The following is a 19,078-nucleotide window of genomic DNA, read 5'->3' on the forward strand; positions in this document are numbered from 1 at the left end:
TTCGAAGGCCGCCTCCTCGACTCGGGGCTCGGACCACAGATTGAGGAGAGAATGGCCAAGGTTCGGGTCTACGAGCTTGCAAAAGAGCTTGGAGTCGAGAGTAAGACACTGCTTAACCATTTGAAGGAACAGGGCGAGTTTGTTCGCTCAGCCTCGTCGACGATCGAGGCACCTGTAGTACGGAAAATCAAGGACACCTTCCCAGGTGCAAAGGAAAAGCTGAGCGAAGGCGCTGCTGACGCTCCGGCTAAGCCCGCTGCACCTGCACCGAAGCCAGGCGCTCCCAAGCCTGCGCCGAAGCCTGGTGCGCACATGCCTAAGCCTGCTGCGCCCAAGCCTGCCGCGCCTGGCCCTAAGCCCGCTGCGCCTAAGCCCGCCGCGCCCGCGCCTGAGTCGGCGCCGGCTCCTGCGGAGACACCCGAAGCCGCGCAGGCTCCAGCGCCTACGCCTAAGCCCGCACCAGAGAAGCCGCAGTTTGCCTCTGCTGAGGATGCGGCTCCTAAGCCAAGTGCGGCTCCTAAACCAGGTGGGGCTCCCAAGCCAGGAGCAGGCCCTAAGCCAGGTGGCGCTCCTAAGCCAGGTGGGGCTCCCAAGCCAGGAGCACGCTCGGGTGCACCTAAGCCCGGCGGTCCGCGACCTGGTGGGCCTCGTCCTGGGAACAACCCCTTCTCGTCCAGCCAGGGCATGCCTCGCCCCGGTGGTAGCCGCGGTCAGGGCGGCCAAGGTGGGCCTCGTCCTGGGAACAACCCCTTCTCGTCCAGCCAGGGCATGCCTCGCCCCGGTGGTAGCCGCGGTCAGGGCGGCCAAGGTCAGGGCGGTCGTCCCGGTCCTCGTCCAGGCGGTAACCGTGGCGCACAAGGCGCACCTCAAGGTCGCGGTGGTCAGGGCGGCCAAGGCGGTCAAGGTGGGGCACGTCCAGCACCCCGTCCTGGAGCACCTCGTCCTAACCCGGGAATGATGCCGCAGTCTGCAGCGGTGCCGCGTCCAGGAGAACGCCCCACGCGTGGCGGTGGCGGCCGTAGCGGTGGCGGCGGTGGCTTCCGCGGTCGCCCCGGCGGTGGCGGTGGCGGAGGCGGTGGCTTCCGCGGTCGTGGCGGTACCCAGGGTGCGTTCGGACGTGGCGGTAAGCCAGCACGCGGGCGTAAGAGCAAGCGCGCGAAGCGTCAAGAGTTTGAGCAGATGCAGGCCCCCTCTATTGGTGGTGTGCACGTTCCTCGCGGTAGCGGTGACACGGTCATCCGTGTGCGCCGTGGTGCTTCTCTGAGCGACTTCGCTGACAAAATCAATGCAGATCCCGCGGCATTGGTGACTGTGCTGTTCCACCTCGGTGAGATGGCTACAGCTACGCAGTCGCTGGATGAGGAAACATTCCAGCTTCTTGGCGCCGAGCTTGGCTACGACATTCAGGTCGTTTCACCTGAGGATGAAGAGCGTGAGCTCTTCGAAAGCTTCGGTATCGACCTTGAGAACGAAGCTGAAGCCGAAGATGACGAGCTCCTAGAGCCGCGGCCTCCGGTGGTCACGGTCATGGGTCACGTTGACCACGGTAAGACGCGCCTGCTGGATGCTATTCGTAATGCTCATGTCATCGAGGGTGAGGCCGGTGGCATCACCCAGCACATCGGTGCATACCAGGTGACGACTGATCTCGAGGGTGAAGAACGTAAGATCACGTTCATTGACACTCCTGGTCACCAGGCCTTTACGGCTATGCGTGCCCGTGGTGCCAAGGTCACCGACATCGCGATTTTGGTCGTGGCTGCAAACGATGGCGTTATGCCACAGACGGTTGAGGCGTTGAACCACGCCAAGGCTGCTGGTGTGCCGATCGTGGTTGCGGTGAACAAGGTCGACTTGCCGGAGTCCAACCCTGACAAGGTTCGCGCTCAGCTGGCTGAGTATGGCCTCATCACTGAGGAGTACGGCGGCGACACGATGTTCGTCAATGTTTCTGCGAAGCAGAACCAGAACATCGACGGTTTGCTCGAAGCTGTTCTGCTGACTGCGGATGCTGCTTTGGACCTGCGCGCTAACCCCGACAAAGATGCGCGTGGTGTTGCGATCGAAGCCAACCTGGACCGTGGTCGTGGTGCTACTGCCACTGTCTTGGTGCAGTCCGGAACGCTGGCTGTCGGTGACTCGATTGTCACCGGATCTGCCTACGGTCGTGTACGCGCCATGCTGGATGAGCACGGCAACAACCTGGATGTGGCTTTGCCTTCACGTCCGGTGCAGGTCTTGGGGTTGTCTAGCGTTCCGCGTGCTGGTGACACCTTCGTCGTGGCTCCTGATGACCGCACTGCTCGTCAGATCGCTGAGAAGCGTGAGGCAGCAGACAGGCAGGCCTCCCTGGCGAAGGCACGTAAGCGGATCAGTCTTGAAGATCTCAACGAGGCTCTCGCGGCAGGCAAGGTCGACACTCTTAACCTCATCCTGAAGGGTGACGTGTCGGGTTCGGTCGAGGCTCTTGAAGACTCGTTGCTGCAGATTGATGTCGGTGATGAAGTTGACTTGCGGATTATTGACCGCGGTGTCGGCGCCATCACGATGGACAACATCAACCTTGCTGTGGCTTCTAACGCCATCATCATCGGCTTCAACGTTCGAGCTGAAGGTCAGAACGCTGAATATGCCGAGCGCGAAGGTGTTGACATCCACTACTACTCGGTTATCTACCAGGCAATCGAAGAGGTGGAGGCTGCTCTGAAGGGCATGCTGAAGCCGGAGTACGAAGAGCGCGAGACTGGCTCTGCTGAGATCCGTGAGATCTTCCGTAGCTCCAAGTTCGGCAACATTGCCGGTTCGTTGGTGCAGTCGGGCACGATCAAACGGGGCTCCAAAGCACGCATTACCCGCGATGGCGTGGTTGTCGTTGAGGGGCTGGAGATCAGCGGTCTGCGTCGCTTCAAGGATGATGTCACTGAGGTCCGCGAAGGATACGAGTGCGGTATCAACCTCGGTTCGCACAACGACATCCAGCTTGGCGACTTGGTTACCACCTACGAGATGGTCGAGATCCCTCGCACCTGATGAGATAGGTAAAAACCTTCATAACTGGTGGTCGTGTCCTTGCGAGGGCACGGCCACTGGCCGTACGTATGGGATTTTCTAGGGTGTTGTTCTGATTTGTGCGATCGGACGGCCTGGGCAGGCAGGTATCAGGATCATCTAGGATGTGTCATCTGTGTGCACCTGCACTGTGTTGAGGTTGTTACCCGCGGTGCTTAGCAGATAGAGACGGTTAGAGCCCGTAGGGAAGCGTTCTACTGCGGGAATGCACGGAAGGTGGAAGTTATGGCGGATCCTGCACGCGCCCGTAAGGTTGCAGATCGAGTTCAGGTTCTTGTTGCTGAGGCGTTGCGTGAACGAGTCAAAGATGAGCGGATCGGCATGGTCACGATCACCGATGTGCGCGTAACGGGAGATCTTCAGCAGGCTACGGTCTTTTATTCGGTTCTTGGCGATGATGAAGAGCGGGAACGGAATGCTGAGGCGTTGGCTGAGAACAAGGGGCGCATTCGCTCCTACGTCGGTAAGGGGTTGGGTATCCGCTTAACTCCTACTTTGGAATTTGTGCTTGATGCGCTTCCTGAGGGAGCAGCGCATATCGAGGAGTTGCTGACGGAAACGCGTAAACGTGATGCTGAGCTGGCTGCGGCTCGTGGCGCTCAGTTCGCAGGAGAAGCTGACCCGTACAAGCATGAGAGCGCTGACGAGGAGCGAGACTGAGTCGTGGCACGCGAGATCGACCCGACGGTGGGGGATGGGCTTCTCGTAGTTGATAAGCCCGCTGGATGGACTTCGCATCAGGTGGTCGGTCTGTGCCGGTGCCTTGCTGGCACTCGCAAAGTGGGGCACGCAGGCACTCTTGATCCGATGGCAACGGGTGTGCTGGTCGTTGGAGTGAATAAAGCGACGCGCATGCTCACGTACATCGTCGGAGCGGATAAGACGTATACCGCTACGGTTTGCCTTGGTGTTGGCACGATGACAGATGACGCGGAAGGGGTAGCAACTTCCGTGGCGCCAGCGGGCTCTATTGAGGCGCTGTCTGATGAAGATATTCGCAAAGCTGTTGCTTCTCTCACCGGGAATATTCTTCAGGTGCCTAGCACGGTGAGCGCTATCAAAATTGATGGGAAGCGTTCGTATACGCGTGCGCGAGCTGGAGAGGAAGTTGTTCTTCAGGGCAGGCCGGTTCGGGTTTCTGCTTTCCATGTTCATCAGGTGAGTCGTGGGAAAGTAGTTCCCCCGCAGGAGGAGGCACAAGATCCTGCTGCGATTCATCGGCGTGAACGAGGCGAAGAGGTTTCTTCTCTGGCGCCGGTATCTGCTATTCCTGCTGACCCTGTTCCAGCTATTTTCCTTGATATTGAGGTGACTGTCTCCTCGGGTACGTATGTGCGTGCTTTAGCTCGTGACTTGGGGACTTTGCTGGGCGTCGGTGGTCATTTGACGGTGCTGCGGCGCACTCGAGTAGGGGAAATAACGCTTGACCGCGCTTCTACCATGGAGGAGCTTGAGCGGGCGCGAGCTGCGGGTGCTCCTCGCAATGGTGATAATCCGCAGGTGGGTACTTCTGGCTTGCCGTTGGTGTCGTTGGAAGAAGCGGCGCGTGCTTCTATGCCGGTTAGGGAGCTGGATAAAGATATGGCTGAGCAGCTTTCGCATGGGGTTCGTATTCCTGCAGAACTTCCAGGGCGGGTTGGTCCAGTTGCTGCATTTGGTCCTGATGGGAAGTTAGTAGCGATTCTTGATGAATCGTCGTCGCGTGTGATGCCTGAGGTGGTTTTCTCTGCCCCTTGATTTCAGGGGCAGTGTTCAGGGTGTGTATGCGTTGTGGGTGAGGTGCGTAGTGCAGGTCGAGGAGGGGCAGCACTTGTTGGAAGATGCTCAAGGCGAGAAGATCGAGGCCTTCTGGGAGGAGGCAAAACTGCGGGCAATGTTGAATCCTGTGCCTGTGGTTTTTGGTCCGAATGCCGGTGATAGTTTGCGCCCTCCTGCGTGGGCTTTTGGTACCTCAGCAGAGGAGGCAGATCTGGCTGTTCAGTTGATTTTGCAGGGTAAGAAAACTGCAACGGCGGCCGCAGCGTGGGATTACGAATTGGCTGGGACTGATTTGCCGCAGGTGGGAGCGATGGGGATTGTGCTTGATGGGGTGGGCGATCCGCGTGCGCTGGTGGTGACGACGCAGGTGCGGGTGGTTCGTTTTGATGAGGTGGATGCTGAGCATGTGCGCGCGGAAGGCGAAGGGGATGGGGCAGTGTCGTCGTGGAAGCGTACGCGCCGTCGCGAATTTGTTGATCAGGCTGTTCATGGTCGAGATTTCGCCGAGGACATGCCAGTGGTTTTGGAGCGTTTCCGCGTTCTTTTCCCGTAAGGAATTTTGAGAACGGGTGGGTGTGTGGGGCGGCGTAGCGTGTGGCTATGTATGTTCCGGCGCATTTTCGGATGTCTGATGAGCAGGTGCATGGGTATATAGCGTCTGCGCAGACTGCTGATGTGGTGACGGTGACTGATGGGGTTCCTGAGGCGACTTTTCTGCCTTTGCAGTGGGTTGATGACGGAACGCTGTGGGGCAGGCTGCGTATGCATGTGGCGCGAAATAACCCGATTGTGCGTGATTATGGGCGGCGGGAGCCAGGGGGGCAGGCGTTAGTTATTGTTCGGGGTCCGGACGAGTATGTTTCGCCTGCTGGGTTGCCGTCGCATGAAGACACAGGTCGGGTTGTTCCTACGTGGAATTACGTTGTTGTGCATGCATATGGGCCTTTGCTGTTGCATGAGGATTCGGTGTGGTTACGTGAACATGTGGCTCAGTTGAGTGACAGGTTTGAGTCTGGGTCTTCTGAGCAGTGGCGCACGGATGATGCTCCAGGTGATTTCATCGAAAAGATGTTGCGCGCAGTGGTGGGAGTTGAGATTCCGATTGAGCGCGTGGTCGCCAAATGTAAGTTCGCGCAGAACAAGGCACCTAGTGATGTGCAGGTGCTTTTGCGTCGAGCTGAGTCTCGTGGAGATGAGCAGTGTGCTGCGATTTATCGTGATGTTGCGTTGCCTGCGGCGCGTGCGCGCGCTCAGACGTTGCGTAGCCTGCGCAGAGGGTAGAGGGCGGGCGATACAGTAGTCGTCGTGCTGCGCTGGAACCAGGTATCTGATCTGCCCGCCGATCTCGGCCCGACTGCCGTGACGATAGGAACTTTTGACGGTGTGCATCGGGGGCATCGAGCGGTGTTGAGCGCTTTGAATTCGCAGGCTGCGTCGCGGGGGTTGACTTCCGTGGCGATTACATTCGCACAGCACCCATTGGCTGTGCTCCGTCCAGAAGATGCGCCGGAGATGGTGTGTAGCACTTCTCAGCGGTTGGATCGGATGGCTGATAGTGGCTTGGGTGGCGTGCTGGTTTTGGATTTCACTGCGGAGTTTGCGCAGTTGAGTCCGCGGGAGTTTGTGCAGCAAGTGATCGTGGAGGGTCTTCACGCTAGGGCGGTGATTCTGGGCCGTGACAGTAGGTTTGGGCACCGTAATGCGGGCGATGTGGAGACGATGCGTGCGCTAGGTGAAGAGTTTGGATTCGAAACGGTGGTTCTTGATGACGTGGGGGTGTGTGCTGGCTCAGAGGCTGCTGTGCAGCGGTGGTCATCATCGATGACTCGGGATTTCCTTGCTCGTGGTGAGGTGGGGGAGGCGGCCAAGGTTCTGGGGCGTCCGCATGTTGTCTCTGGTGAGGTGGTTCATGGGGATCACCGTGGGCGTGAGCTGGGTTACCCGACAGCTAATTTGAGTACGGACAGTGAGGGTCTTGTTCCTGCTGATGGGGTGTATGCGGGGTGGTTGATTCGGCCGGGGATGCCGGTTGGTTCGACTGAACGTATGTTGCCGACTGCTATTTCGGTGGGTACGAATCCTACGTTTGAGGGCACGCAGCGGCGTGTAGAGGCCTATGTGCTTGACCGAACAGATCTGGATTTGTACGGCGAGCGTGTGAATGTTGAGTTTGTGAAGATGTTGCGGCCTACGTTGAAGTTTGACTCGGTGGAGGAGTTGTTGGAGTGCATGGAGCAGGATGTGGCGCAGACAAGGCAGATTCTTTCGTCGGTGGTGCCGTCGGTATGAGTTCCCAGTTCTTTGGGGGCAAGGTCCCGCTTCTTGAATATGACGCAGATGTGCGTGATTTTGTTGGTGATGGGCATCGTGCGGCTGAGGCTGGTAATGACCCGGTTTTGCCGCGGCGGATTGTGTTGGCGTTCCTCGGGGATGTGGTCCAGAAGTTTGCGGTGGCTCAGGGATGGCAGGTGGGGTTTGAGTTTGATCTCATCGCTGGGGTCGTACCGATGTGGGTGGGGGAGTACCAGGGTGAGCAACTTGCGCTAGTGAATATGCCGGTGGGTGCGGCTGCGTCGGTGACGGTTGCTGAGCGTGCAGTGATGCTTGGCGTAGATACGCTTGTGGCGGTGGGGTCATGTGGCTCATTGGTGCCTCACGAGGCGGGGGCATTGATTCTTCCGACGAAAGCTTTGCGTGATGAGGGCACGTCGTACCACTACCTTCCTGCTGATCGGTGGGTAGAAACGGATGCGCAGGTGCGTGCTGCGTGTGGCGAGGCGATTGAGGAGTTGGGGTTGGAGTTCGTGGAGGCTGCGACATGGACGACGGATGGGTTTTTCCGTGAGACTCCGGGAAAGGTGATTGCTCGTCGAGGGGAGGGCTGCGAGGTTGTCGAGATGGAGTGCTCAGCTTTGTCTGCGATGGCGCAGTTCCGTGGGGTGAGGTTTGGGCAGATTCTCTATTCGGCGGATAGTTTGGCTGCGGAGGTTCACGAGCAGCGAGGTTGGGGCAGCAGTTTTCGGGAGATTGCGTTGAATGCAGCTCTTGATGCGGCGCTCAAACTCTGAATTATCATCGTTTGATGCGCGAATAGTGTTGAGTGCGGCGCGATTGGGATGAAGATCACCCCACGCATACCCTGGTGGTATGCGTGGAACCTCGAGAATCGACCAACTCGAGCCGTTGCTCGGAGCGGTCAATAAGCCCATCCAGTACCTCGGTGGCGAGATGAACAGCCAGGTCAAGGATTGGGATTGCGGTGGTTTCGCCACCGGACCTGATGGGGAGCAGCAGGAGTTGACTGCTCGTTGGGCTCTTATGTACCCAGATGCTTATGAGGTGGGGCTGCCCAATCAGGGACTGATGATCCTTTATGAAGTGCTGAATGAGCGTCCTGATGCCCTGGCTGAGCGTACGTATGCAGTGTGGCCGGATTTGGCTGAGAGTATGCGTGCTTCGGGGGTGCCACTGTTGACGGTGGATGCGCACCGTGCGGTGTGTGAGTTCGATGTTCTTGGGATTAGTTTTTCCACGGAGTTGAACTACACGAACATGCTGGAGGCGCTGGACCTGGCTGGGATTCCGCTGCATGCGCACGAACGCGGTGTCGATGACCCGATTGTTCTTGTCGGTGGTCATGCCAGTTTTAACCCGGAGCCAATTGCGCGGTTTATTGATGCCGCGATTATTGGTGATGGTGAGGCAGCAGTATTGAAGGCTAGCGAGATCATCACTGCGTGGAAAAAGGAGGGGCGTCCTGGTGGACGGACGGAGTTGTTGACTCGTTTGGCTGTGGATGGGGGCGTTTACGTTCCTGGTTTTTACGAGGTGACGTATCGGGCCGATGGGTGTATTGAACAGGTCCGTTTGAAGGATGAGGCTTTGGCTGCTGGCGTTCCTGAACGGGCAGTGAAGCACACGGTCACGGACTTGGATGAGTGGCCGTATCCGAAGCAGCCGATCGTGCCGATTGCCGAAACGGTGCATGAGCGGATGAGCGTGGAGATTTTCCGTGGCTGTACGCGAGGGTGTCGGTTTTGTCAGGCCGGGATGATTACCCGTCCGGTGCGGGAGCGCTCGATCACTGGGATCGGTGAGATGGTGGAAAGCGGCTTGGCTGCGACGGGGTATGAGGAAGTCGGCCTTTTGTCGTTGTCGAGCGCGGATCATTCGGAGATCGCTGAGATCGCGAAGGGGTTGGCGGATCGCTATGAGGGAACGAATACGTCTTTGTCGTTGCCTAGTACGCGGGTGGATGCGTTCAATATCGATCTTGCTAATGAGTTGTCTCGTAATGGCCGCAGATCTGGTTTGACGTTTGCTCCCGAGGGAGGGAGTGAGCGCTTGCGTCGTGTGATTAACAAGATGGTGAGTGAGGACGATCTCATCCAGACGGTTTCGGCGGCGTATGGCGCTGGCTGGCGTCAGGTGAAGTTGTACTTCATGTGCGGTTTGCCCACAGAAACTGATGAGGATGTACTGCAGATCGCGAAGATGGCTTCTCGGGTTATTGAGGAGGGCCGAAAGGTCAGCGGCAGCAAAGACATTCGTTGCACTGTGTCAATTGGTGGGTTTGTGCCGAAGGCGCACACGCCTTTCCAGTGGGCGGGGCAGTTGTCGCCAGAGGAGACAGATGCTCGTTTGGTGAAGTTGCGTGATGCGATTCGGGCAGACAAGAAGTACGGAAGGTCTATCGGATATCGCTATCACGATGGCAAGCCAGGCCAGATTGAGGGTTTGCTTTCGCGCGGTGATCGTCGTGTGGGTGAAGTTATTGAGGCGGTTTGGCGTGATGGTGGCAAGTTTGATGGTTGGAGTGAACATTTTTCACACGCACGGTGGGTGACTAAGGCTGCAGAAGTGTTCAGCGTGATGAGCGATGAACATGGGTGGCCTATTGATTTAGCGTGGTACACCACTCGTGAACGCACTGAAGAAGAGGTGCTTCCGTGGGATCACATCGACTCTGGTTTGGATAAGGAGTGGTTGTGGGATGACTGGCAGGACGCCCTTGAAGAGGTGGAGCAGGACGACTGTCGTTGGACGCCTTGTTTCGACTGTGGGGTGTGCCCAACGATGGGGACGGATATCGAGATTGGGCCTACAGGGGCGACGTTGTTGCCTTTGACAGTGTTGCGGGATGGAGCTGAAAAACTCACGGAGAAAGTTGGGTGAGTTATTCGTGCACTGAGTTTGCATTAGGCGCAGTGTGTTGATTTGAAGATGCGGGGCGGCGTGAGTGAAAAGCTCGCGCCGCCCCGTCGTGGTATGGGCAGGTAGGAAGGTGTCCAAGGCCGCGGTGGAGGAAGCGTGTGTATGCTCGTTTCTACGACAGGGGAGCGCAGGAAGCGCTGAGAGTGCGGGTGTTCCGCAGACCCTCGAACCTGATCCGGTTAGTACCGGTGTAGGGAGTCGGGATCTTCTCGTGGGCGTCTATCAAATGGCGCCTATTCCCCGTGTAGCACCGCAGTCGCGGTGAGGAACGGGTGTTCTGATGGCCGTAGGAACGGAAACGTCACGAAGCGGTGATGAGCGGGCATGTTTTGCAGTGGCACGTGGTGGGCCAGCAGCGTGGCGTGGGCTTGATTTCGTAACTCTGGCGATGCTGGGCGTCGCGTTCGGAGTGGCGTTCTGGGCGTGGGATGTTTTGCTCTATCCCTTTGTGAAGTTGGCTTTGGTGTTTCCGCCACTGATGTCGTTGACCTTGGGTGTGTGGCTGCTGCCGTGTGTTGTCGGAATGCTTATTGTGCGTCGGCCGGGTGCAGCAGTGTTTATCGAGTGTATTGCTGCTTTTGTGGAGATGGCGCTTGGTAATGAGTGGGGAGCGATGGTGATGGTTTCCGCCACGTTGCAAGGGCTGGGGGTTGAGGCTGCATTCGCGTTATTCCGGTGGCGTCGAGCAGGGCTAAGCGTTGCGATCCTTGGTGGTTTTCTTGCCGCGGTCGCGGAGATTGCTGGTTATGAGTGGTGGGTTTATCAGGTTGAATATGCCTGGGTGTGGCGTTTTGTGTCGTTGGGGGCTGCTGCAGTTTCGGGTGTATTTATTGCCGGGTGCGGTGGGTGGAGCATCATGCGTGCTCTTGCATCGACGGGGGCGCTGCGGGCGTTGCCTGCGGGGCGTGATGCTCTTCAACAGCCAGGTTCGGATGGCAGGCGCTGATTGTGTCGGGTAAAAACTTGCCTTGCGGTGCAGTGCGTTTAGAAGGTCTGACGTGGACACCCGAGGGGCAACAGACCCCGGTACTGCATGAGGTTGATCTTCACATAGACCCTGGTGAGCGAGTGCTTCTCATCGGGCCTTCTGGTGCAGGAAAATCTACGTTGCTGCATGCGATCGCTGGTGTTTTAGGCGAGGTTGATCCTGGCGTTTTGTGTGGTTCGCTGCAGCGCGGAGGCAATGTTGGTCTTCTTACTCAAGATCCTGCGGATGCACGGGTGGCAGCCACGGTTGGTCGTGATGTTGCTTTTGGCTGCGAGAACGCCGCGATGCCTCGCTCTGATATTCATGTGGCTGTTCGGGAAGCTTTGGAGTTGGTGGGGTTCCCTTATCCAACGTCACGTTCGACTTTGGCGCTTTCTGGGGGTGAGGCTCAGCGGCTTGCCCTTGCGGGGGTGATTGCTCCTCGCCCGGAGGTGCTGCTGCTGGATGAGCCGACTGCCTGTCTTGACGAGGAGTCGGCAGCTGTGGTTCGTGATGCTGTTGATCAGTCGGTGCGTGCTCGGGGGAGCACTTTAATTGTGGTTGAGCATCGTATTGGGCCATGGCTGCCTCTTGTTGATCGAGTGCTGGTGATGGGCGCTGAGGGTTCTCTTGTGTCGGATTTTCCGGTCAGCCAGGTGGACACATGCCGTGAGATGTTGTCGAGCTTGGGGTTGTGGGTGCCGGGTGTGCCTGATCCGGCGCCGCTGTCTCTTTCCGAAGGGCTGTTTGTCGCGGGGCATCTGGAGAGAGAACGGCCTGCTTTTGGTGATGTGTTGATGGTGGCGGAGCAGGTTGAGTGGGTCCGTGCTGCGCCGCGTTCGTTGACGTGGACGCGGCGCACGCCGGTGCAGGTACTTACTTCTACTGATGCGTGTGTGCGAGCTGGAGAGGTTTTGGGGATACATGGACGTAGTGGGGCGGGTAAGTCGTCTTTCTTGCGGCTTTTAGCTGGTCTTGCAGCGCCTACGTCGGGTTCGGTTCGGGCAACGTCTGCTCTTTTTGGTGAAGGGTTTATGGGTTCTTCTTCGCCTGCACAGTGGAGTTCGCGCGTGCTCGCTGCGCGTATTTCGTGGGTGCCGCAACGCCCTTCGCAGACGGTGGTGGCTGACACTGTCTGGGATAGTCTGCTGGTGACGGCTCGTGTTTTGGGTCTGGTGGGTGTTGAGCAGCGCGGTGAGCAAGTCGCTGAAGCGTTGTCTTTGGGGCATGTGTTAGGCCGTAATCCGCATTCTCTTTCTGGGGGGGAAAAGCGGCGTTTAGCTGTTGCTTCTGCGGTGTTGCATGGCCCTGGTTTTGTTGCTTTTGATGAGCCTACTGTTGGTCAAGATCGAGGTACGTGGGCGGCTGTTGCTGGTGTTATGAGTGTGATGCGTCAGGTGGGGGCGGGCGTCGTTGTGGCTAGTCATGATCGGTCACTGTGTGGGAGTTCGGGGTTAGTTGATAGCACGGTTGAGGTTTCCTGATGAGTGATGCTGGTTTGTCAGGGAGCGTGGGTGGATATCGGGCCGGTTTTTTGGAGTGCCAGGCTGGGCCGCTTTCTCTTATGGGGTTTTCGTTTCTTGTTGCCGTTGGGGGGTTGAGTATTGGGTCTTTTCCCGTGGGGGCTGTGGCTTTTTTGGTTGTTGTGGTTGTCACGGTGGGGATCGCGGGGAGGGCTGCTTGTGACTGGCGTCGGATGGTTCCGCCGGTTCTTGCGGTGGCTTCGGTGACTTGGTCGAATTGGTTGCTTGCTGATGATTCGTCGTTAGCTGTGGCTGCGACTGCTGGGTTGCGGGTTGCGTATTTTGCGTGGCCGGGGGTTGTGCTTGTTGGTTTGGTGGATGCCTCGCAGCTGGGGGATCACTTGGGGCAGCGGTTGCGTTTTCCTGCGCGCGCGGTGCTTTCTGCTGTGGCTGCGTTGCAGCGGTTGGATTCGTTATCGCAGGAGTGGCAGGAGTTGAGGTGGGCGCGTCGGGTTCGGGGTGTGGCGGCTGATCGAGGTGTGTTGGGTAGGGCAGGGGAGTTGTGGCGGTTGACGATTGCGTTGTTGGTTGAGTCGTTGCGTCAGGCTGGGGTGCTTACGGTGGCGATGTCGGCTCGCGGGTATGAACGGTTGGGGGAGCCAGGGGTACGGCGTACGTGGGCTGAGCCTGCGGTGTGGAATCGATGGGATTCTGTGGTGATTTTTCTTGGTGGATTTTTGGCTGTGTTGCCGTGGTTTTTGAGTGTTTTGGGGCTATGAGGTTGCTCAGGTATGCAGGGTGTTGGGGTTCACCGAGTTGAGCTAGGCGTGGGGGCGGTTAGGCTTTTGGACCATGTCTAGTAGCGATACCACTGCAGAGCAGGCGTTGTTGACCGGTGGTGAATCTGATGCGGTAAAGACGTCGGAGAAGTCGGTGTCGCAGCCTGCGAAGAAGCGACGTCAGCGGGTTCCTACTGGGCCAGCGCCGGATCCTGCGGTGCAGAAACTACGTATTCGCTATGCGAAGCGGGGGCGGCTGCGGTTTACCTCTACTCGTGATTTCCAGCGTGCGCTGGAGCGAGCTTTGCGTCGTGCAGCGATCCCGGTGGCGTATTCGGCTGGATTCCATCCGCACCAGAAAATTTCGTATACGAATGCGGCTCCGACAGGTACTGCGAGTGAGGCTGAGTATGTCGAGATTTCGGTGACTCGACGGTTGGATCCGCAGGCCGTTCGTGAAGCTTTGGATGCTGCTTTGCCGGATGGGTATGGGGTAGTTGAGGTGGTTGAGGGTGTTGGTGGCTCGTTGGCTGAGCTGATGGAGGGCTCGCTGTGGCGTTTGGAGTTTGGTGAGGTTTCTCAGGAAGAGCGCGCCGAATTGGATCGGGCGGTAGCTGCGTATCTGAATTTGGAGAAGGCTGAGATCACACGGGTGTTGAAGAAGGGTCCACGCACTTATGACACTCGCGAGGCGGTGTTGTCGATGCGCTCGGTATCGGAGTCGGCTCCGTGTGCGATACTGGAAATGGTAGTGCGGCATACCACGCCCGCCGTACGCCCCGAAGATGTTCTTGCTGCGATGCGAGCAGCCGTAGATTTGAACGTTGCGCGTCCAGTTAAGGCGACGCGCTTGGCCCAAGGCCCGCTCGAGCTCGCAGCCGCAGCGGTGGCCGATCCATTCGCTGCCGGAACTGCTTCGGCTACTCCATGAGGTGACGCGTGACCGCGAGCCAGTGGGGTTGGAGATCAGACTTTTAGTGGATCGGATACACCGGTTCCATAGGCGCTGACGAACATTGGCGCGCGCGGTGAAGAGGTTATGGGCGTGGTCGCCGTTGGCGTGCTGCGGGAAGGAATGCCAGATGGCTTCCGATGAAAAAAACACATCACATGCGCAGTTGGATGAAGTTACGGCCGTGTCTGGTGGGGCGGCTGCAGCACCTGCGGGTGCAAGTTTTGGGTTGATTTTTCAGGCTCCCGATCCGGCTGCCGTGACGACGGTGCGTCGTCGTGTGCGTTCTGAGCGGGTGGAGGTGACCGAGTCTTCAGCTGATGAAGTTGAGGAGCCGCAGCCGCGTGAGAGCAGTGATGACGGCGAGGACGAACGGGAATCCCGTGGTGCGCGGCGTAGTCGCCGCGGGCGTCGGGGTGGGCGTGGGGCTCGTCACCGCAGTGATCATGAAGGGGATGCGGAGCTGGAAGCTCCGCAGGAAGATGCTGCTGATGGCGATGCGCAGGTAGATGTCGCCGAGGCTGAAGAGCGGCAGGATGGCGCTGATGAGTCCGAGCCCAGTGAGAGCCGCACCCGTCGACGTCGGCGAGGTGGGCGTGGACGGCGCCGTTCGTTGGGGGAGGACAGCGAAGATGCGGTGAAGTCTGTTGACGAGGAATCTTCGTCGGCGGATGAGGACACCGATGACTCTTCGAGTGATTCTTATTCGGACGGCGATGACTATGAGGGTGGTGAGGATGAGGAAGGCCGTTCTAGTCGTCGGCGTACCCGTCGCCGTCGCCGTGCAGGGTCTTCGGTAGAGGCTCAAGATGATGTTCCTGGTGTAACGACTCGTGTGCGTGAGTCGCGTAAGAGCCGTGATGAGGCGACTGGGATTAAGGGTTCAACCCGCTTGGAGGCGAAGCGGCAGCGGCGTCGGGACGGGCGTGAGGCTGGTCGGCGCCGCACGATCATCACGGAGGCGCAGTTTTTGGCGCGTCGTGAAAGTGTCGAACGGGTTATGGCGATCCGTGAGGTCGATAATCGGATTGAGATCGGTGTGCTTGAGGATGGTGTGCTAGTTGAGCACTATCTCTCTGGCGCTGATGGCAGTGCTGGTGGTAGCTCTGGCGCAAGCAGCGTGGGTAACGTCTACTTGGGTCGTGTTCAGAATGTGTTGCCGTCGATGGAGGCAGCATTCGTTGATATCGGTAAGAACCGTAATGGTGTGCTGTATGCCGGTGAAGTCAACTGGGATGCTGCTGGTCTTGAGGGTGGTAGTCAGCGTCGTATCGAGAATGCTCTTTCGCCGGGGCAGAACGTGCTGGTGCAGGTGACCAAGGATCCGATTGGTCATAAGGGTGCTCGTTTGACGAGTCAGGTTTCGTTGCCTGGACGGTTCCTTGTGTATGTGCCGGATGGCTCTATGACGGGGATTTCTCGTAAGTTGCCGGACACAGAGCGTGCGCGATTGAAATCGCTGTTGAAAAAGATTGTTCCTGAGGATGCTGGCGTGATCGTGCGGACTGCTGCCGAAGGCGCCAGCGAGGAGGAATTGACCGCTGATGTGAAGCGTCTCGCGCGTCAGTGGGAAACGATCCAGAAGAAAGCGGCGAGTGGCCATGGACCGGTGCTCTTGCACGGGGAGCCGGGGCTGACTGTCCGAGTTGTTCGTGACATCTTCAACGAGGACTTTTCGAAGCTTGTTGTTTCGGGAAGTAACGCGTGGGCAACGGTGAGTGAGTATGTGGAGTCTGTTGCTCCTGATCTGCGTGATCGTGTGACTCAGTGGACTGAGAAAGCAGATCTTTTCGCGACTTACCGCATCGATGAGCAGTTGGCTAAGGCGATGGACCGTAAGGTCTGGCTGCCCAGCGGCGGTTCGTTGATTATTGATCGCACTGAAGCGATGACGGTCATCGATGTGAACACGGGCAAGTTTGTTGGGGCAGGCGGAAACCTGGAAGAAACCGTCACTAAAAACAACTTGGAAGCGGCTGAGGAGATCGTTAATCAGCTGCGTTTGCGCGATATCGGCGGCATCATTGTGGTCGACTTCATCGACATGGTGTTGGAGTCTAACCGTGAGCTGGTGGTTCGTCGCCTGGTTGAGTGCCTTGGGCGTGACCGGACTAAGCACCAGGTTGCTGAGGTGACTTCGCTTGGTCTGGTGCAGATGACGCGTAAGCGGGTCGGTGCTGGGCTGATTGAGGTGTTCTCTGAGACGTGTGAGCACTGTCATGGGCGCGGAATCATCGTTCGGAATACACCTAAGTTGCCTTCAGGTGAGCCTGATGGTGAGGGGCGTAAGGCGCGCAAAGGTCGTAAAGGTAAGAACGTCGAAGCGCCTGAGCCTAAGCCGCAGGAAGTTGAGCCGGTCGAAGAAGAAGTTATTGAGCCGGTCGAAGAGGTTCTAGAAGAGTCTGGTGAGGAGCGCCGTGGCGTTTCTGCTGCTGCTATGGCGAAGGTAGCGGCTGCGCTCAAGAGCGTTCCGGAGCAGGTGGCCGCTGAGGGTGATGGAGCTGAGGGCGCTGCACCTGAGCCAGTAAAGAAGCGGACTCGCCGCGCGGGTCGTCGGGCTGCAGGAGCGCCCCGCACCGCTGTGGGCGAGGCGGTGACTGCCATTGTTGCTACGGAGCCGGAGGTTGTTTCGCCTGTTGAGGCTGCCGAAGCAAAGGTTGAAGAGGCAGCAGCGCAAGTAGTGGCTTCGGATGCGGAAGCGGTTAAGCCGGAGGCTGCTAAGAAGCGGACTCGCCGTGCGGGTCGTCGTGCTGCTAGCGCGCCATCGGGAGTCGCAGACACTAGCGGTGTGGGGCTGATGACTGTGCAGGAAGCTGCAGTGGTGGATGCTGCGCCGTTAACTCAGCTCGCAATGGTTGCATCTGCTGTGTCGGATGAGCCTGCTGAGGTTGAGGTATCCGTTGCTGAAGAGGTCATTGCTCCGAAGAAGCGGACTCGCCGTGCGGGGCGTCGTGCTGCGGGAGCGCCTGCAGGGCCTCCGGCTGCTGCCGGTGGAGAAAGCAGCGCTGCTGAGTGATCGCGTGCGTTTGGGTGACTTCCCAGCGCACGGTAAAGTGATATGTCGTGCGTCCACCGTGACTCGTGCCATTCGGGCGACGGGCCGGTAGCAAGCGGCGCAGCAACCCCAGAAAGTGAGTGTGTTTACGTGTACGCGATTGTTCGCGCCGGTGGCCGCCAGGAGAAGGTGGCAGTTGGCGACAAGCTCCTGGTCGACAAGATTGATGCCGAGCCCGGTTCTAACATCGAACTCACTCCGGTGTTGCTCGTTGACGGTGACAAGGTGACTGCAGGCGCCGAAAAGCTCGGTAAAGCCACTGTTACCGCTGAGATCGTGAAAGCCGCGAAGGGCCCCAAGATCTCCATCGTTAAGTACAAGAACAAGACGGGTTACCGCAAGCGTCAGGGCCACCGTCAGCCCCTCACGCAGATCAAGATCACCGCGATCAACGCCTGATTTTTCGTCGTCGTAAGAGAGGTTTGACATGGCACACAAGAAGGGTGCATCCAGCTCCAAAAACGGTCGTGACTCGAACGCGCAGCGCCTTGGTGTGAAGCGTTTTGGTGGCCAGCTGGTCAACGCTGGTGAGATCATCGTCCGTCAGCGTGGTACGCACTTCCACCCTGGCGTAAACGTCGGCCGTGGCGGCGACGACACGCTGTTCGCGCTCTCCGCTGGTGCGGTTGAGTTCGGTACCAAGCGTGGCCGCAAGGTCGTTAGCATTGTGGAGCCCGTCGCTGCTGAGTGACGCCCCACCGAGTTTGTTATAAAAGCGAGCCAGTCATGACTGACTGGCTCGCTTTTATAACGCGTGAATAATTATTGGGCACTTCTGATGCGTCATCGCTTGGAAGGGCATTTCTTTGCTGCAAGCCACCGGCGTGCCGCCTCATCAGCGGATTCATTCTCGTTGTGCTCATCTGGCTGGAGAGGCTTCTCAGCCAGGTTGTTACCGAAGCGGTCGAGATAAAGGTTTTTCGTGAGTGTCAATGTGGCGCCGTCGTAGAGTCGTGGCGTGACACTTCCTGAAGTGTGGCCAGCTGTTGGCGTCCCGAAAGTTCTCACGTGGGATAGTCCACGAAGGGCTGTCACTACCGCTTCGCCGCTGGCGGATGTGTGTTCTCCGTGAAGTACTGCTACGGGTGCATGTGTTTGTTTGGTTCGATCGCCAACAGAGATGATTGTGCCTCCGACACCTGCGCCGTCGGAGTGTGTTGTTACTTCTACGCGGGCATCTTCTCGAGTGGTGAAAATGACGGAGACTCCGTTCGGGATGAGTGCAGTTATCCCTGACAGTAGGGGGTACATGTTTTTTCCCGAGTTGTTCCGCACATCGACGATGTATCCGCATGTGCTCGGGGCGGCTTGGTCGATTCCGTCAGCGATAACGCGTGCGTAGCGTGCTTGAGACTCTGCGTCCACCATGCCGAGGGAAGGCATCGTCACTGTTGTGACGGAAGGGCGATTGGGTGTTGCGCCCGCGGCGGGTGCAACAGTGGGGGTGTGGAATACAGGCGCAGGTAATGACTGAGCATGGGGTGCGGGTGTCAGATGGGAGTTTTTCCCACCAGCTATTTTTGCAGCCTTGGCGAGTACTGGGTGAAGGTCGTCGTATGAATTAGCTGTACTGATTGCTTCTTCTACCTCGGTGCGCATCTGTTCCCATGCTGGTCCTGATGCATATACCCCTTCGTCGAGAATATTGAGAGCTATCTGGCCGTAGCGCTGCATCGATGGCGGCATGATGTAGAGGCCAAAGATAGGGCCAAAGGCATACGTCGCAGATATCCCACCGACAGTCACACCTGTGACGACAAGAAAACCCGCGATAAAACGAGTCAAGAGTGCATGTTTGCCAGGCTCGGTGGAATCTTTTAC

At 58.2% G+C, this 19,078-nt stretch carries 16 protein-coding genes and 1 riboswitch; of the genes, 15 read left to right on the plus strand and 1 reads right to left on the minus strand.

The genetic code is table 11. The features are described from left to right. Positions 1 to 51 precede the first annotated feature (51 nt). The 15 genes from infB to rpmA all read left to right on the plus strand — a co-directional run bounded on the left by infB (position 52) and on the right by rpmA (position 17,948). Positions 52 to 3,030 carry a translation initiation factor IF-2 gene (gene infB, locus CKV89_RS05490; protein WP_095068489.1) on the plus strand — a complete coding sequence of 993 codons (2,979 nt, stop codon included), beginning with the start codon at positions 52 to 54 and terminating at the stop codon, positions 3,028 to 3,030. Positions 3,031 to 3,294: 264 nt separating this feature from the next. Then, positions 3,295 to 3,729, plus strand: a complete 435-nt coding sequence (gene rbfA / locus CKV89_RS05495; protein WP_028326950.1) for a 30S ribosome-binding factor RbfA — start codon at positions 3,295 to 3,297, stop codon at positions 3,727 to 3,729. A gap of 3 nt (positions 3,730 to 3,732) precedes the next feature. After that, positions 3,733 to 4,806 carry a tRNA pseudouridine(55) synthase TruB gene (gene truB, locus CKV89_RS05500; RefSeq protein ID WP_028326949.1) on the plus strand — a complete coding sequence of 358 codons (1,074 nt, stop codon included), beginning with the start codon at positions 3,733 to 3,735 and terminating at the stop codon, positions 4,804 to 4,806. 49 nt (positions 4,807 to 4,855) lie between these two features. Then, complete coding sequence (locus tag CKV89_RS05505) at positions 4,856 to 5,380, plus strand: ASCH domain-containing protein (protein WP_051277451.1); 525 nt, start codon at positions 4,856 to 4,858, stop codon at positions 5,378 to 5,380. Positions 5,381 to 5,427: 47 nt separating this feature from the next. Next, a complete protein-coding gene (locus CKV89_RS05510; RefSeq protein ID WP_051277449.1) occupies positions 5,428 to 6,108 on the plus strand; it encodes an FMN-binding negative transcriptional regulator in 681 nt (226 codons plus the stop codon). 24 nt (positions 6,109 to 6,132) lie between these two features. Beyond that, complete coding sequence (locus tag CKV89_RS05515; RefSeq protein WP_028326947.1) at positions 6,133 to 7,116, plus strand: bifunctional riboflavin kinase/FAD synthetase; 984 nt, start codon at positions 6,133 to 6,135, stop codon at positions 7,114 to 7,116. Continuing rightward, positions 7,113 to 7,895, plus strand: a complete 783-nt coding sequence (locus CKV89_RS05520) for a nucleoside phosphorylase (RefSeq protein WP_028326946.1) — start codon at positions 7,113 to 7,115, stop codon at positions 7,893 to 7,895. The genes CKV89_RS05515 and CKV89_RS05520 overlap by 4 nt, the downstream gene beginning before the upstream one ends. A 79-nt stretch (positions 7,896 to 7,974) precedes the next feature. Continuing rightward, positions 7,975 to 10,002, plus strand: coding sequence for a TIGR03960 family B12-binding radical SAM protein (locus tag CKV89_RS05525; RefSeq protein WP_028326945.1), 2,028 nt, complete (start codon positions 7,975 to 7,977; stop codon positions 10,000 to 10,002). Positions 10,003 to 10,150: 148 nt separating this feature from the next. Beyond that, positions 10,151 to 10,255, plus strand: a riboswitch (TPP riboswitch). A gap of 66 nt (positions 10,256 to 10,321) precedes the next feature. Then, the gene (locus CKV89_RS05530) at positions 10,322 to 10,987 is read left to right on the plus strand and encodes an ECF transporter S component (RefSeq protein WP_051277447.1); all 666 of its coding nucleotides are present in this window, start codon (positions 10,322 to 10,324) and stop codon (positions 10,985 to 10,987) included. Between the two features lie 122 nt (positions 10,988 to 11,109). Next, a complete protein-coding gene (locus CKV89_RS05535) occupies positions 11,110 to 12,492 on the plus strand; it encodes an ATP-binding cassette domain-containing protein (RefSeq protein ID WP_154657612.1) in 1,383 nt (460 codons plus the stop codon). After that, positions 12,492 to 13,250: an energy-coupling factor transporter transmembrane component T family protein gene (locus CKV89_RS05540; protein ID WP_051277445.1), complete on the plus strand. Its 759-nt coding sequence runs from the start codon at positions 12,492 to 12,494 to the stop codon at positions 13,248 to 13,250. The genes CKV89_RS05535 and CKV89_RS05540 overlap by 1 nt, the downstream gene beginning before the upstream one ends. Before the next feature lie 217 nt (positions 13,251 to 13,467). Further along, positions 13,468 to 14,181, plus strand: coding sequence for a TIGR03936 family radical SAM-associated protein (locus tag CKV89_RS05545; protein ID WP_028326941.1), 714 nt, complete (start codon positions 13,468 to 13,470; stop codon positions 14,179 to 14,181). 151 nt (positions 14,182 to 14,332) lie between these two features. Next, on the plus strand, positions 14,333 to 17,218 hold the full coding sequence (locus CKV89_RS05550) for an Rne/Rng family ribonuclease (protein WP_084440960.1): 2,886 nt from the start codon (positions 14,333 to 14,335) through the stop codon (positions 17,216 to 17,218). A gap of 129 nt (positions 17,219 to 17,347) precedes the next feature. Beyond that, on the plus strand, positions 17,348 to 17,656 hold the full coding sequence (rplU, locus tag CKV89_RS05555; protein WP_028326940.1) for a 50S ribosomal protein L21: 309 nt from the start codon (positions 17,348 to 17,350) through the stop codon (positions 17,654 to 17,656). Positions 17,657 to 17,684: 28 nt separating this feature from the next. Continuing rightward, positions 17,685 to 17,948, plus strand: coding sequence for a 50S ribosomal protein L27 (rpmA, locus tag CKV89_RS05560; protein WP_028326939.1), 264 nt, complete (start codon positions 17,685 to 17,687; stop codon positions 17,946 to 17,948). Between the two features lie 92 nt (positions 17,949 to 18,040). Here the strand turns inward: rpmA and CKV89_RS05565 are convergent, their stop codons facing one another. Beyond that, a complete protein-coding gene (locus CKV89_RS05565) occupies positions 18,041 to 19,042 on the minus strand; it encodes a S41 family peptidase (protein WP_157728086.1) in 1,002 nt (333 codons plus the stop codon). Positions 19,043 to 19,078 lie beyond the last annotated feature (36 nt).

This window comes from Dermatophilus congolensis (assembly GCF_900187045.1).
Lineage (GTDB): Bacteria > Actinomycetota > Actinomycetes > Actinomycetales > Dermatophilaceae > Dermatophilus > Dermatophilus congolensis.

What these genes read in the sequence shown, in the direction of transcription:
- infB (WP_095068489.1), top strand. Translation starts at nt 52, where the DNA reads ATGGCCAAGGTTCGGGTCTACGAGCTTGCAAAAGAGCTTGGAGTCGAG.
- rbfA (WP_028326950.1), top strand. Translation starts at nt 3,295, where the DNA reads ATGGCGGATCCTGCACGCGCCCGTAAGGTTGCAGATCGAGTTCAGGTT.
- CKV89_RS05510 (WP_051277449.1), top strand. Translation starts at nt 5,428, where the DNA reads ATGTATGTTCCGGCGCATTTTCGGATGTCTGATGAGCAGGTGCATGGG.
- CKV89_RS05520 (WP_028326946.1), top strand. Translation starts at nt 7,113, where the DNA reads ATGAGTTCCCAGTTCTTTGGGGGCAAGGTCCCGCTTCTTGAATATGAC.
- CKV89_RS05525 (WP_028326945.1), top strand. Translation starts at nt 7,975, where the DNA reads ATGCGTGGAACCTCGAGAATCGACCAACTCGAGCCGTTGCTCGGAGCG.
- CKV89_RS05530 (WP_051277447.1), top strand. Translation starts at nt 10,322, where the DNA reads ATGGCCGTAGGAACGGAAACGTCACGAAGCGGTGATGAGCGGGCATGT.
- CKV89_RS05540 (WP_051277445.1), top strand. Translation starts at nt 12,492, where the DNA reads ATGAGTGATGCTGGTTTGTCAGGGAGCGTGGGTGGATATCGGGCCGGT.
- CKV89_RS05550 (WP_084440960.1), top strand. Translation starts at nt 14,333, where the DNA reads ATGGCTTCCGATGAAAAAAACACATCACATGCGCAGTTGGATGAAGTT.
- rpmA (WP_028326939.1), top strand. Translation starts at nt 17,685, where the DNA reads ATGGCACACAAGAAGGGTGCATCCAGCTCCAAAAACGGTCGTGACTCG.